The organism is Crossiella sp. NPDC003009, assembly GCF_053591555.1.
In genome coordinates, this window is sequence record NZ_JBSFUA010000010.1 from 195208 (window position 1) to 207329 (window position 12122).

Sequence of the window (12122 nt, forward strand, 5' to 3'; positions counted from 1 at the left end):
GGTGGATAGGGGAGAGAGCGCGGTGTCGCGCGACTGGGTCAAGCCCAGCGAGGTCTTTGCCAGGGGTCGCGCGCTGCGGGAGGAGGTGCGGCCGAAGCTGCACGACCACGCCGCGCTGGGCGCGGACCGGCCAGGGGCGGTGGAGTTCGTGCACGCCAGCAACGCGCCCCGGCTGCCGGAGCTGGTGCCGCTGCGGGTCGGCCGGATGCTGGCCTCGCCGTTCGCGTTCTTCCGGGGCGCGGCCGAGCTGATGGCCGCGGACCTGGCCGCCACCCCGGCCAGCGGGATCAGCGCGCAGATCTGCGGGGACGCGCACGCGGCCAACTTCGGGCTGTTCGGCACCAACGAGGGCCGGATCGTCATGGACATCAACGACTTCGACGAGACCGTGCCCGGCCCGTGGGAGTGGGACCTCAAGCGCCTGGCGACCAGCCTGGTGCTGGCCGGCCGCGAGGGCGGGGTCTCCGAGGACGGCTGCGCCAAGGCCGCCGAGGACGCGGTGCGCGCCTACCGCAAGACCATGGCCCGGCTGGCCGAGCTGCCGTTCCTGGAGTCCTGGAACGCGCTGGCCGACGCCTCCACGATCAGCAAGGTCAAGGCGGACGAGCTGCTCGACGACTTCGAGAAGGCCTCGAAGAAGGCGCGCAAGAACACCAGCCGCAGGGTCGCGGCCAAGTGGACCAGGCAGGTCGAGCGGGACCACTGGCGGTTCGTGGAGGAGCTGCCCGTGCTGAGGCACGTCAGCGCGCCCACCGCCGAGGCGGTCGCGGCCAGCCTGGACTCCTACGTCGGCACCCTGCGCGAGTCCCGCCGCAACCTGATCCGCCGCTACCGCGTGGCCGATGTGGCCTTCCGGGTGGTCGGCACCGGCAGCGTGGGCCTGCGCAACTACCTGGTCCTGTTGCACGGCAACGAGGACGACGCCCTGGTGCTCCAGGTCAAGCAGGCCAACCCGTCCTGCCTGGCGCAGTACCTGGACATCCCGGCCTACGAGCACGAGGGCAAGCGGGTGGTCGAGGGGGCCCGGCTGGTGCAGGCCGAGACGGACATCCTGCTCGGCTGGACCACGGTGGACGGGCGGCACTACATCGTGCGCCAGTTCCGCAACATGAAGGGCGACATCGACCCGACCGCGCTGCGCAAGGACCACCTCGACGACTACGGCAGGCTCGCCGGCGCGCTGCTGGCCAGGGCGCACTGCCGCTCGGCCGATCCCAGGCTGCTGGCGGGCTACTGCGGCGAGGACGACGAGCTGGACGAGGCGGTGGCCCGCTACGCGGTGCGCTACGCCGACGCCACCGAGGCCGACCACGCCGAGCTGGCGGCCGCGGTGAAGCGCGGCGAGCTGACGGCCGAGATCGAGGACCGGGACTGACCGGTCAGCGGGCGCGCTGGACCCTGGCCTCGTCCCAGACCGGCGCGTCCGCCTCGCTGACCGTGCCGTCGGCGCGGAAGATCAGGAAGCGGTCGAAGCTGGCCGCGAACCAGCGATCGTGGGTGACCGTGACCACCGTGCCGTAGAACTGCTCCAGCGCCTCCTGCAGGGCCTCGGCCGAGGTGAGGTCCAGGTTGTCGGTGGGCTCGTCGAGCAGCAGCAGGGTGGCCCCGGACAGCTCCAGCAGCAGGATCTGGAACCGGGCCTGCTGGCCGCCGGAGAGCGTCTCGAACCGCTGGTCGCCGCTGGTGTGCAGGCCGTAGCGGCGCAGCGCGGACATGGCCCGGCCGCGGTCCAGCCCGGTGCGGCCGTCCTCGCCGGTCCACAGCAGCTCGACCAGGGTCTTGCCCAGCCACTCCGGGTGGTCGTGGGTCTGCGCGAACAAGCCGGGCACCACCCTGGCCCCCAGCTTGCACAGTCCACTGTGGACGACCGAGGGATCTTCGTTGAGCAGGCGCAGGAAATGGCTCTTGCCGGAGCCGTTGGAGCCCAGCACCGCCACCCGGTCGCCGAAGAAGATCTCGGTGTCGAACGGCTTCATCAGCCCGGTCAGCTCCAGGCCGGCGCAGGTGATCGCGCGCAGCCCGGTGCGGCCGCCGCGCAGCCTGGGGGTGAGCTTCTCCTCGGTGGGCAGCTCCGGCGGCGGACCGGCCTCCTCGAACTTGCGCAGCCTGGTCTGCGCGGCCTGGTACTGCGAGGCCATGCCGTCGTTGTACTCGGCCTTCTGCTGCAACATCCGGACCAGTTCCTTGAGCTGCTGGCGCTTCTCCTCCCAGCGCCGGTGCAGCTCGGCGATCTTGTCCCAGCGCGCCTCCCGCGCGGCGTGCCAGGTGCGGAAGCTGCCGCTGTGCGTCCAGGCCGAGTGGCCCTCCACGGTGACCACGTGCGTGGCCGCCTGGGCCAGCAGCTCCCGGTCGTGGCTCACCAGCACGATCGCTTTGTCCGAAGTGGACAGTCGTTGTTCCAGCCAGCGCTTGCCGGGCACGTCGAGGTAGTTGTCCGGCTCGTCCAGCAGCAGCACCTGTTCCCGGCCGCGCAGCAGGACCTCCAGCACCAGGCGTTTCTGCTCACCGCCGGAGAGGGTCTTCACCCCGCGGAAGCGCGCCCGGTCGAACGGCACGCCCAGCGCGGCCACGGTCACGGTGTCCCAGAGCACCTCGGCCTCGTAGCCGCCGACCTCGCCCCAGGCGACCAGCGCGGCCGCGTAGCGCATCTGGGTGGGTTCGTCGTCGGTGTCCATCAGCTTCAGCTCGACCTCGTCGAGCTCGGCCGCAGCGGCCCTGATCGGCTCCGGCGCGACCGCCAGCAGCAGGTCGCGGACCGTGCGGTCATCGCGCACCGAGCCGACGAACTGCGGCATCACCGCCAGCCCGCCCTGCACCGACACGCTGCCCTCCACCGGCTTCAGCTCGCCGGCGAGGATGCGCAGCAGCGTGGTCTTGCCCGCGCCGTTGGCGCCCACCAGCGCGACCACCTGACCGGCACTGGCCTTCACCGACACCTCGGCGAACAACTCGCGCCCGTCCGGCAGGACATAGGACAGGCCGCCTGCCTCGAGATAACCCACGCCGCCGATGGTGCCCGAGCGCCGGGGCGGCTGGCGAACGCTTTACCGCCCAGCGGCCGCGGCGTCGCGCGAAAGGGCGACCAGGCGGGAGACCGCGCGCAGGTACTTCTTCCGGTAGCCGCCGCGCAGCATCTCCTCGGTGAACAGCTCGGAGAGCGGCTGCCCGGAGACCACCACCGGGATGGCCCGGTCGTACAGCCGGTCGGCCAGCACCACCACCCGCAGCGCCACGTCCTGGTTGGGCACCGCGTGCAACTCGCGCAGGTGCACCGCGCGCACCCCGTCCAGCAGCCGCCCGTACTTCGACGGGTGCAGGGTGGCCAGGTGCGCGCACAGCTCGGCGAAATCGTCCACAGTGGACCCCGGCCTGGCCGCGGCCAGCGCGTCGAGTTCGACTGAGGCGACCGGATCCGGCGCGGGCGGCAGGCCGCGGTGCCGGTAGTCCGGGCCGTCCACCCGGACCACGGTGAACTTCGCCGACATCGCCTGGATCTCGCGCAGGAACAGCTCCGCGTCGAAGCGGCCCTCGCCGAGCTTGTCCGGCAACGTGTTCGAGGTCGCCGCCACGAACACCCCGGCGTCGGTCACCTCCCGCAGCAGCCGGGTGACCATGGTGGTGTCGCCGGGGTCGTCCAGCTCGAACTCGTCGATGGCCAGCAGCCGGTGCTCCGACAGCCTGCGCACCGCCTCGGCGAAACCCAGCGCGCCGACCAGGTGGGTCAGCTCGACGAAGGTGCCGTAGGCCTTGGGGCCGGGCACCGCGTGCCAGACCGAGGCGAGCAGGTGCGTCTTGCCCACGCCGAACCCGCCGTCGAAGTACAGCCCCGGCTTGGCCACCGCGGCCGGCTTGGCGCCGAACAGGCCGCCAATCCAGGACTTGCGCGGCGGACCGGTGATCACCTTGGCGCAGAAGGCCTGCCCGGCCTCGACCGCGGCGGCCTGGCTGGGCTCCTCCGGGTTGGGCAGGTAGGACTCGAAGCGCACCGCGTCGAACCGGGGCGGCGGGACCATCCCGGCCACCAGGTCCGCCGGGTCGATCTCCGGGCGACGATCCACCAGGCGCACGCTCGACATTCCGGCAGCGTATCCGGCGCCAGGGCGGCTAGTGCAGGCCCGCCCACAGCAGCAGCTGCCCGGCCAGCGCGGCCACCAGCAGGCCCAGCAACGCCGCGGCCACCCCGGTCGGCACCGGCCGCCACACCGCCATCCGGTCCAGCAGGGCCAGCGCGATGCCGCCGACCACCAGCCCGCCCAGGGCCACCGCCACCGCCACGAGCAGGCCGAACGCGGGCGCCAGGCCCAGCACCCCGGCCGCGCAGCAGGCCAGCAGCACCGCGGCCGCGGGCAACAACGAGTCCGTCCGCTTCTTCCGTCTGAGGTCTTCCACGGGCACCGTCCCCGACATCGGCGTCGAAACCTCTCACCCTGGATACGAGGGAAACACGGCCCCCGGACCACTCGCCGGTGGTCCTTCTCACATCGTGACCTGGCCGCCCGCGCCGCCCGGCGAGCGGACCGAGGGGGTCCCGTGCTCAGATAGAGGTGTGGACTGGCTCTGGCCCTCGAACTCCCCCGCCGTCAGGACGCCCGCCGACGAGAGCGGGCTCGAAGCGCGCTACGCCTACCCCGAGGGGCTGACCCGGCCCTGGCTGCGGGTCAACTTCGTGTCCAGTGTGGACGGTGCGGTGACCGTGGAAGGGCGCTCCCGCGGGCTGTCCACCGAGCTGGACAAGGAGATCTTCCTGCTGTCCAGGGACCTGGCCGACGTCATCCTGGTGGGGCTGCGCACCGCGGTGATCGAGGGCTACGCGGGCGCCAAGCCGGGCGCCGAGCGGCGGGCCCGCCGGGCCAGGCACGGGCTGTCCGCGGCGCCGCCGATCGCGCTGGTCACCACCACCTGCGCGCTGGACCCCGACTCGGCGCTGCTGACCGACACCAGGGTGCCACCGATCGTGTTCACCTGCTCGAACGCGCCTGCCGAGCGCCGGGCGGCGCTGACCGCGGCGGGCGCGGAGGTGGTGCTCACCGGCGAGGCGAGCGTGGACCTGGCCGTGGTGCTCGGCGAGCTGGACCGGCGCGGGCTGCGCCGGGTCGACTGCGAGGGCGGGCCCACCCTGTTCGGCTCGCTGATCGCCGCCGACCTGGTGGACGAGGTGTGCCTGACCGTCTCCCCGCTGCTGACCTCCGGCGACGCCACCCGGATCGCGCACGGCGCGCACCCGGACGCGCCCCGCGCGCTGCGCCTGGACTCGGTGCTGCACGAGGACGGCGCGCTGTTCCTGCGCTACCTGCGGGACCAACCGTGACCAGGGCCGACACCGACCTGCTCGCCGCGGCGGCGCGCGGGGACGACACGGCCTTCGACGACCTGGTGCGCCGGCACACCAACCGGATGTACCGGATCGCGCTGCGCATCGTGGGCGACCCGGCCGAGGCCGAGGACGTGGTGCAGGAGGCCTGGGTGTCGGCCTGGCGCGGGCTGGGCCGCTTCCGCGGCGAGGCCGCGCCGACCACCTGGCTGTTCCGGGTGGTCACCAACACCGCACTGGCCCACCTGCGCAAACGGCGGCCGACCGTGCCGCTGGAGGACACCGTCGAGCCCGCGATGACCGATGTCGCCGCCGACCCTGAACGGGCCGCGCTGCGCAGCGAGCAGACCGACCTGGTGCTGCGCGCGATCGCCACCCTGGAACCCAGCCAGCGGGTGCCGCTGGTGCTGCGTGAGCTGGAGGAACTCAGCTACGAGGAGGTGGCCGAGGTGCTGGACGTGCCGGTGCCGACGTTGCGCTCCCGGCTCTACCGCGCCAGGGTGGCTCTGCTCGCCAAGTTGGAGGAACTGCGATGACCGGAGCGAACGCGGCCCTGCCGTGCGGCCGTCTGCGCGGTGACCTCCTGGCGCTGGTCGTCGACGGCGAGCTGGAACCGGCCGACGCCGAGCTGGCCGGGCACGCCCGCGACTGCCCGCACTGCCAGGCCGAGCTAGGCGCGCTGGACGGCCGCTGGGGCGCGGTGCGCGCCGCGGCCAAGGCCCCGGTGCCGATCCCGGACGGGCTGGCCGCGCGGATGCTGGCCGGGGTGCGCGGGCTGCGCGGGGTGTTCTCCGCCGCGGACGCCGAGCTGGACCAGGGCGAGGGCAGGCTGACCGTGTCCGCGCGGGCGGTGCTCACGCTGGCCCGCCAGTTCGCGGTGGACGCCGTGCACGAGCTGCCGGGGGTGCACCTGCGCGGGCTCACCGGCGACGGCGCCGCGATCACCGTGTCGGTGTCGGTGCGCTACGGGGTGGCCGCGGACCTCATCGCCCAGCGGCTGCGGCAGGACCTGCGCGCCCGGCTGGCCGGCTCGCTGGACACCGCCGCGCCTGAGGTCACCGTGGAGGTGGCCGACGTGCTGCCGCCCCGACCGGGTATCGGACTTCCCCAGTTCGAGTGACAAACCGCAATGCGGTGGAGCTGCGGGGCATCCGAACCGATGTCAGGTGAAGGACGAACACCTGACGTCGACACGATGCGAAGGAGTCCCCATGGCGCAGTCCACCACCACCGAGTCCGTGCCCGTCGCCCGCGGCGGCAACACCCCGGCCCGGCTGGCTGACGACACCTCGCAGGGCAAGACCACCATCTCCGCCTCGGTGGTGCAGAAGATCGCCGGCATCTCCGCTCGGGAGATCTCCGGGGTGCACGCGATGGGCGGCGGGGTCTCCAGGGCCTTCGGCGCGCTGCGCGAGCGCATCCCCGGCGGCGGCACCTCGGCCACCTCCGGCGTGCAGGTCGAAGTGGGCGAGAAGCAGGCCGCGATCGACCTGGACATCGTGGTCGAGTACGGCGCGTCCATTGTGGACCTGGCCAAGGCGGTGCGGCGCAACGTGATCACCGCGGTTGAGCGGATGACCGGCCTCGAGGTGATCGAGGTCAACATCGCGGTCAACGACATCAAGCTGCCCAGTGAGGACGACGAGGACAGCGAGACCAACACCAGGGTCGAATGATGACGGCCGAGCTGGCGGACCGGATCGCCCAGGTCGTGCTGACCCACCCGAGCGTGGTGTCCCTGCACGGCGGCGCGTACGGGCAGGTGCTCTCGTACCTGCCCGGCCGCAAGGTGATCGGGGTGCGCAGCACCGGAGACGGCGAGCCGGTGGAGGTCGGGGTGGTGCTGCGCTTCGGCGAACCGCTGCCGGAGGTGGTCACCGAGCTGCGCCAGCGGGTGCGGCAGGTGACCGGCGCGGTGCCGGTGGACATCACCGTGGTCGACGTGGTGGAGCCCGGCGAGTAGGCGCCGATGGTGGACACGGGCGGCGAGCCCCCGGCGGACCGGGCGGCCTTCCGCGAGTACGTCCGGCGGCACCACCCCGATGTCGGCGGCGACCCGGTGGCCTTCGCCGCCGCGGTGGCGGCCTACCGGCGGCGGCAGGCCGAAGCTGAGTCCGAAGTGGACGACCGGTTCGACGCGCCGGTGGAGATTGTGGTGACACCGCGGGGGATCCGCGGGATCGCCACCCGGATCGGCCGGTGGCGGGCGAAACGCAGGCGCCCGCCCCGGGTGAACTAAGGAGTGGGTTCGACGTGAACAGCACCCAGACCGGCCTGCTGGCCGGGCTCGTCCTCGGCGCGGCAGGCGCCCTCGGCGGGTTCACCGCTTTCCTGATCACCGTGCTCGTCGGCGCCATCGGCCTGGTCGTGGGCAAGGTGCTCGACGGCGAGCTGGACCTCGGCGAGCTGCTCGGACGTGGGAAGGACCGGTGAGCCAGCCCGATCCGGCGGACCGCGGCGGGCTGAGCATCGACCCCGGCGTGCTGCGCAAGGTGGTCGAGCACAGCGCGGACGGGGTGCCCGGCACCCTGCGTGTGCCCCGGAAGCTGGCCGGGGTCGGGATCGGTGAGCAGGGCGCCAGCGCCCGGCTCACCCTCTCCGGCAAGGACATCGACGTGCGGCTGGACCTGGCGCTGCGCTACCCGGCCCCGGTCCGGTCCACTGTGGACGCGGTGCGGGTGGCGGTCAGCGACGAGCTCGAGCGGATCACCGGGTACCGGGTGCGGGTGGTGGACGTGACCGTCTCCGCGCTGCTGCCGGAGACCCGGCCGAGGGTGGAGTGACGTGATGCGGCTGATCGTGCGACTGCTGTCGACCCTGCTGGGACTGGCGCTGGCCGCCGCGGGCGCGCTGCTCGCGGTGGAGTTCGCCTGGGCTGCCTGGAAACCCGGCGAGCACGTGCTGGTGCCCTGGCGGGACTGGACCGCGGCACTGGGTTCGGTGGACTGGACCGCGACGGTGACCAGGCTGGTCGCCGGCGGGCTGCTGCTGCTCGGGCTGGTGCTGCTGTGGGTGGCCACCGGCGCGCGGCGGCGGGATGTCCGGCTGGCCGATCCGGCGCCGGAGGTCACCGTGACCACCTCGCCGCGTTCGCTGGCCCGGCTGGTGGGCACCAGGGTGCGCGCCGAGGACGGGGTGAGCGCGGCCACCGTGACCGCCTCGGTGGCCAGGGTCCGGGTGCGTGCCGCCAGCCGGTTGCTGGCCAAGAACGAGCTGCGGCCCAGGGTGCTCGAGGTGACCAGGACCGTGGTGACCGATCTGCCGCTGCCGCGCACCCCCAAGGTGTCCGTGGTGGTGGCTTCGCCGAAGGAGCGCCGATGAGCACTCGATCCGCGGCCGCGGTGGCCCGTTCCGCCCGCGCCGAACGTGTCCTGACCGGCGGGGCCGGGGTGCTGGCGATCTTGCTCGGCGTCGGCGCGCTGGTGCTCGGCTCCGGGTGGCTGGGCGCGGGGCGGGCGGGTCGGCCGGTGCTGGATCCGATGATCAGGGACTGGCTGCTCGCGCACCGGCCATGGGTGCTCGGCGTCGGTATCGCGCTCGGGCTGCTGGTGCTGGTGCTGGGCCTGCGCTGGGTGGTGCGCTCACTGCGCCCGGAGACCCGGCCCGACCTGCGGCTGGACGGGTTCGGCCCGAGCCGGGTGACGATCACTTCCGGCGCGTTCGCCGAGGCGGTGCGGGCCGACGCGGCCAGGGTGAACGGGGTCAGCCGGGCGCACGCGCGGCTGGTGGGCAGTGTGGAGCGGCCCGCGCTGCGGCTGTCGCTGTGGCTGGCCGAGGGCACCGATGTGCGCACGGTGTGGCAGCAGCTGGACGAGACCGTGCTGAGCCGGGCGCGGGCCTGTCTCGGGGTGGAGACACTGCCGACCGCGGTGCGCCTCGAACTGGACAGCGCGCGTCGTCAGCGGGTGCGGTGAACGGCTGCGCAACCGGTTGCGACCAGGCATGATGGCCCGCATGACGCTGCCGCTGACCCCGCCCGTCCAGCCGATGCTGGCCAGCCCGGTGGACGAGGTGCCCGACCGCGACGGACTGCTGTTCGAGCCGAAGTGGGACGGGTTCCGCTGCGTGGTCTTCCGCGACGGCGACTCGGTGTTCCTGCAGTCCCGCTCCGGCAAGGACCTGGCCAGGTACTTCCCGGAGGCGGTGGAGTTCCTGCGCGCCGGGTTGCCGGACCGGGTGGTCATCGACGGTGAGCTGGTGGTCGAGGTGGACGGCGAGCTGGACTTCGACGCGCTGACCGAACGGATCCACCCGGCGGCCAGCCGGATCACCCTGCTGGCCGCGCAGCACCCGGCCCGGTTCATCGCCTTCGACCTGCTCGCGCACGGCGAGGAGAGCTTGCTGGAGCTGCCGTTCACCGAGCGGCGGGCCCGGCTGGAGAAGCTGTTCGAGCAGGTCAGCGGCGATCGGGTGCACCTGACCCCGGCGACGGCCGAGATCGCCACCGCGCGCGAGTGGTTCACCCTGTTCGAGGGCGCGGGCCTGGACGGGCTGATCGCCAAACCCGCGGACGAGCCGTACGCGCCGGGCAAGCGCACCCTGTTGAAGATCAAGCACGCGCGCACCGCGGACTGCGTGCTGGCCGGGATGCGCTGGCACGTCAAGACCGAGCCGGGCACCGCGGTCGGCTCGCTACTGCTCGGCCTCTACGACGACAAGGGCGTGCTGCACCACGTCGGCGTGATCGGCTCCTTCCCGGCGGCCAAGCGCAAGGCCCTGGTCGAGGAGCTGGCCGAGCTGCGCGAGGGCGCGGAGGACAACCACCCCTGGCTGACCGGCGAGTCCGAGGGCCAGCGCCTGCCCGGCGCGATCAACCGCTGGCGCAGCAACGAGCAGAGCTGGCTGCCGCTGCGCCCGGAGCGGGTGGTGGAGATCGCCTACACCCAGACCGAGGGCGGTTTCCCGGCCCGGCTGCGCCACAACGGCCTGTTCCTGCGCTGGCGGCCGGACCGGGAGCCGGACTCCTGCCGCTACGACCAGCTCGACCAGCCCGCGAAGTACGACCTGGACTCGGTCCTGGGCGGCGAGGTCAAACCCGCCTGACCCGCGTTCACCCTGGCCTCACCCCGGCCGTGCGAAGCTGCGGTCAGCCTGTCACCGGACCCGGGGAGATCATCAGTGCCGCGCCGTCGAGCCTCCATCAGCGTCGGCGCGATGGCCGTGGTGTCCGCACTGGTCCTGTCCGCCTGCGCGGTCGGGCCCTCGGACCGGCCAGCGGTCGCGCACGACGGCAGTGGCGCGGGCCCCGGCGGTCCGCCGCCGACCTCCGCCCCGGCCAGGCCGATCCCGCCGCTGACCGAACCCAAGGACGTCGGACTGTCCTTTGTGGACTGCACGGACACGGTGAACCGCAAGCTGGGCAGTCCGAACGGTCTCCGGGTCGGCTGCGCGAAGCTGCCCACCACACTGGACTCGCCGACCAGGCCGGGTCGCGGCAACACCCGGATCCAGCTGACCAAGGTCGGCGAGGGCAAGCACCCGCTGGTGGTGCTCAACGACGCCATGGGCGAACCCGGTTCGCTGTACGCGGTGCGGCTGGCCGCGCAGCTGCCCAAGGAGATCCTGGACGTCTTCCACCTGATCGGCGTGGACCGGCGCGGCACCGGCGACTCCGACGCGGTGCGCTGCGTGAACCAGCCGTCCCGCAGCGCGATGGTCGGCTTCGACCCGGCGGTCACCGACGCCGGCGCCCTGGGCGAGCTGCTGGAGACCACCAGGGACGCCGCCCAGGAGTGCATGCTGGACCTGGACGAGCAGCTGGGCGCCTTCGACACCGCGCGCACCGCCAACGACATGAACGCCCTGCGCGAGGCACTGGGCGTGCCGCAGCTGAACGCGGTGGCCCGCGGTGACGCCTCGCGGGTGCTGACCGTCTTCGCCGAGCGCTACCAGGACGAGGTGGGCCGCTTCATCCTGGACGGCTCCCCCGATCCCACGGTCGACGCGGTGGGCCAGGCCGAAGCCCGAGCCAGCGGCCTCAAGGACGCCTTCGCCGCCTTCACCGCCGACTGCGCCACCCGAGGCTGCCCCCTGGGCGCCACCCCCGACCAGGTGGTCAACGACCTGGTGGGCAAACTACGCGGCGAGCCCCTGCGCGGCGCCCGCATCACCTTCCAGTCGGGAACCGCGCTGCGCGCCATCGCCGCCGGCCTGGCCGACCGCCCCCGCTGGCCGGAGCTCGCCGAGGCCATCACCAAGGCCCGCGACGGCGACGCCAGCGGCCTGGAATCCTTCGTGCTACCACTGTGGAACGGCCCCGACCGCGACATGATCCGCCTGGACGGCGGCCTGGTCACCACCTGCAACGACACCACGACCAGGGTCGACCCGGCGCGCGCGGCCACCCTGGCCCAGGAGTGGACAGCGAAGTACCCGATCTTCGGCGCACTGAGCGCCCACGAACTGGCCTGGTGCATGCCCTGGCCGGTGCCCGCCCAGCCCCTGCCCATCCCCCGCGCGCCGGAAGCGCCGCCGATGTTGGTGCTGGGCACGGAAAAGGACGCGGTGACCCCACTGGCGGGCACCACCAAGACGGCCGAGGCGCTGGCCACGGCGGTGCAGGTCAACTGGCAGGGCGCGGGCCACGGCGCGTTCGCCCGGTCCAGCTGCGTCAACGAGGCGAGCAGGCTGTACCTGGTCGAGGGCAAGGCCCCGACAAACGGAACGGTGTGCCCCCCGTAGCCGGGAAGGCACACCGTTCGGCTCGTGAGTTCAGCAGTTGGGACAGCAGTTGTCCCCGCAGCCGGTGCACTTGGCGCAACAACCACAACCTGCCATAGCAGCCTCCGATGATCGCATGCTGTGCCTGCCC

General features: G+C 73.0%; 16 protein-coding genes. 13 read left to right on the forward strand and 3 right to left on the reverse strand.

Annotation, left to right across the window (positions count from 1 at the left end):
• Positions 1-22: 22 nt before the first annotated feature.
• Entirely contained in the window at positions 23-1375 is a 1353-nt protein-coding gene (locus ACWDY5_RS14115) for a DUF2252 domain-containing protein (protein WP_449722616.1), read from the forward strand.
• Positions 1376-1379: 4 nt separating this feature from the next.
• On the opposite strand, the gene ACWDY5_RS14120 is transcribed toward ACWDY5_RS14115, so the two are convergent.
• From ACWDY5_RS14120 to ACWDY5_RS14130, 3 genes are read right to left on the reverse strand one after another with little or no spacing between them, the layout of a single operon-like run.
• A complete protein-coding gene (locus tag ACWDY5_RS14120) occupies positions 1380-3002 on the reverse strand; it encodes an ABC-F family ATP-binding cassette domain-containing protein (RefSeq protein ID WP_449722617.1) in 1623 nt (540 codons plus the stop codon).
• 42 nt (positions 3003-3044) lie between these two features.
• Complete coding sequence (gene zapE, locus ACWDY5_RS14125; RefSeq protein ID WP_449722618.1) at positions 3045-4076, reverse strand: cell division protein ZapE; 1032 nt, start codon at positions 4074-4076, stop codon at positions 3045-3047.
• A gap of 28 nt (positions 4077-4104) precedes the next feature.
• A complete protein-coding gene (locus ACWDY5_RS14130; protein WP_449722619.1) occupies positions 4105-4389 on the reverse strand; it encodes a hypothetical protein in 285 nt (94 codons plus the stop codon).
• Between the two features lie 157 nt (positions 4390-4546).
• Between ACWDY5_RS14130 and ACWDY5_RS14135 the strand changes: the two genes are divergently transcribed.
• From ACWDY5_RS14135 to ACWDY5_RS14190, 12 genes are all read left to right on the forward strand, one after another.
• Positions 4547-5308, forward strand: coding sequence for a pyrimidine reductase family protein (locus ACWDY5_RS14135; RefSeq protein ID WP_449722620.1), 762 nt, complete (start codon positions 4547-4549; stop codon positions 5306-5308).
• Positions 5305-5847 carry an RNA polymerase sigma factor gene (locus ACWDY5_RS14140; protein WP_449722621.1) on the forward strand — a complete coding sequence of 181 codons (543 nt, stop codon included), beginning with the start codon at positions 5305-5307 and terminating at the stop codon, positions 5845-5847. The genes ACWDY5_RS14135 and ACWDY5_RS14140 overlap by 4 nt, the downstream gene beginning before the upstream one ends.
• Complete coding sequence (locus ACWDY5_RS14145) at positions 5844-6431, forward strand: anti-sigma factor family protein (protein WP_449722622.1); 588 nt, start codon at positions 5844-5846, stop codon at positions 6429-6431. The genes ACWDY5_RS14140 and ACWDY5_RS14145 overlap by 4 nt, the downstream gene beginning before the upstream one ends.
• Before the next feature lie 91 nt (positions 6432-6522).
• Positions 6523-6987 (forward strand): Asp23/Gls24 family envelope stress response protein, encoded by a 465-nt coding sequence (locus tag ACWDY5_RS14150; protein ID WP_283664244.1) that lies wholly within the window; start codon positions 6523-6525, stop codon positions 6985-6987.
• On the forward strand, positions 6987-7274 hold the full coding sequence (locus ACWDY5_RS14155; protein ID WP_252479003.1) for a hypothetical protein: 288 nt from the start codon (positions 6987-6989) through the stop codon (positions 7272-7274). The genes ACWDY5_RS14150 and ACWDY5_RS14155 overlap by 1 nt, the downstream gene beginning before the upstream one ends.
• A gap of 6 nt (positions 7275-7280) precedes the next feature.
• A complete protein-coding gene (locus ACWDY5_RS14160) occupies positions 7281-7550 on the forward strand; it encodes a hypothetical protein (RefSeq protein ID WP_449722623.1) in 270 nt (89 codons plus the stop codon).
• A gap of 14 nt (positions 7551-7564) precedes the next feature.
• Complete coding sequence (locus ACWDY5_RS14165) at positions 7565-7744, forward strand: hypothetical protein (RefSeq protein ID WP_283664242.1); 180 nt, start codon at positions 7565-7567, stop codon at positions 7742-7744.
• A complete protein-coding gene (locus ACWDY5_RS14170; protein WP_449722624.1) occupies positions 7741-8094 on the forward strand; it encodes an Asp23/Gls24 family envelope stress response protein in 354 nt (117 codons plus the stop codon). The genes ACWDY5_RS14165 and ACWDY5_RS14170 overlap by 4 nt, the downstream gene beginning before the upstream one ends.
• 4 nt (positions 8095-8098) lie before the next feature.
• Positions 8099-8632 (forward strand): DUF6286 domain-containing protein, encoded by a 534-nt coding sequence (locus ACWDY5_RS14175; RefSeq protein WP_449722625.1) that lies wholly within the window; start codon positions 8099-8101, stop codon positions 8630-8632.
• Positions 8629-9225 (forward strand): alkaline shock response membrane anchor protein AmaP, encoded by a 597-nt coding sequence (locus ACWDY5_RS14180; RefSeq protein ID WP_449722626.1) that lies wholly within the window; start codon positions 8629-8631, stop codon positions 9223-9225. The genes ACWDY5_RS14175 and ACWDY5_RS14180 overlap by 4 nt, the downstream gene beginning before the upstream one ends.
• Positions 9226-9265: 40 nt before the next feature.
• A complete protein-coding gene (locus ACWDY5_RS14185; RefSeq protein ID WP_449722627.1) occupies positions 9266-10354 on the forward strand; it encodes an ATP-dependent DNA ligase in 1089 nt (362 codons plus the stop codon).
• Positions 10355-10429: 75 nt separating this feature from the next.
• A complete protein-coding gene (locus ACWDY5_RS14190; RefSeq protein WP_449722628.1) occupies positions 10430-11992 on the forward strand; it encodes an alpha/beta hydrolase in 1563 nt (520 codons plus the stop codon).
• The last annotated feature ends 130 nt before the right edge of the window (positions 11993-12122 follow it).

Excerpts from the sequence above, each read along its gene's own strand:
- zapE (WP_449722618.1), bottom strand. The coding sequence starts at position 4,076 with ATGTCGAGCGTGCGCCTGGTGGATCGTCGCCCGGAGATCGACCCGGCG.
- ACWDY5_RS14145 (WP_449722622.1), top strand. The coding sequence starts at position 5,844 with ATGACCGGAGCGAACGCGGCCCTGCCGTGCGGCCGTCTGCGCGGTGAC.
- ACWDY5_RS14150 (WP_283664244.1), top strand. The coding sequence starts at position 6,523 with ATGGCGCAGTCCACCACCACCGAGTCCGTGCCCGTCGCCCGCGGCGGC.
- ACWDY5_RS14155 (WP_252479003.1), top strand. The coding sequence starts at position 6,987 with ATGACGGCCGAGCTGGCGGACCGGATCGCCCAGGTCGTGCTGACCCAC.
- ACWDY5_RS14160 (WP_449722623.1), top strand. The coding sequence starts at position 7,281 with ATGGTGGACACGGGCGGCGAGCCCCCGGCGGACCGGGCGGCCTTCCGC.
- ACWDY5_RS14175 (WP_449722625.1), top strand. The coding sequence starts at position 8,099 with ATGCGGCTGATCGTGCGACTGCTGTCGACCCTGCTGGGACTGGCGCTG.
- ACWDY5_RS14180 (WP_449722626.1), top strand. The coding sequence starts at position 8,629 with ATGAGCACTCGATCCGCGGCCGCGGTGGCCCGTTCCGCCCGCGCCGAA.
- ACWDY5_RS14185 (WP_449722627.1), top strand. The coding sequence starts at position 9,266 with ATGACGCTGCCGCTGACCCCGCCCGTCCAGCCGATGCTGGCCAGCCCG.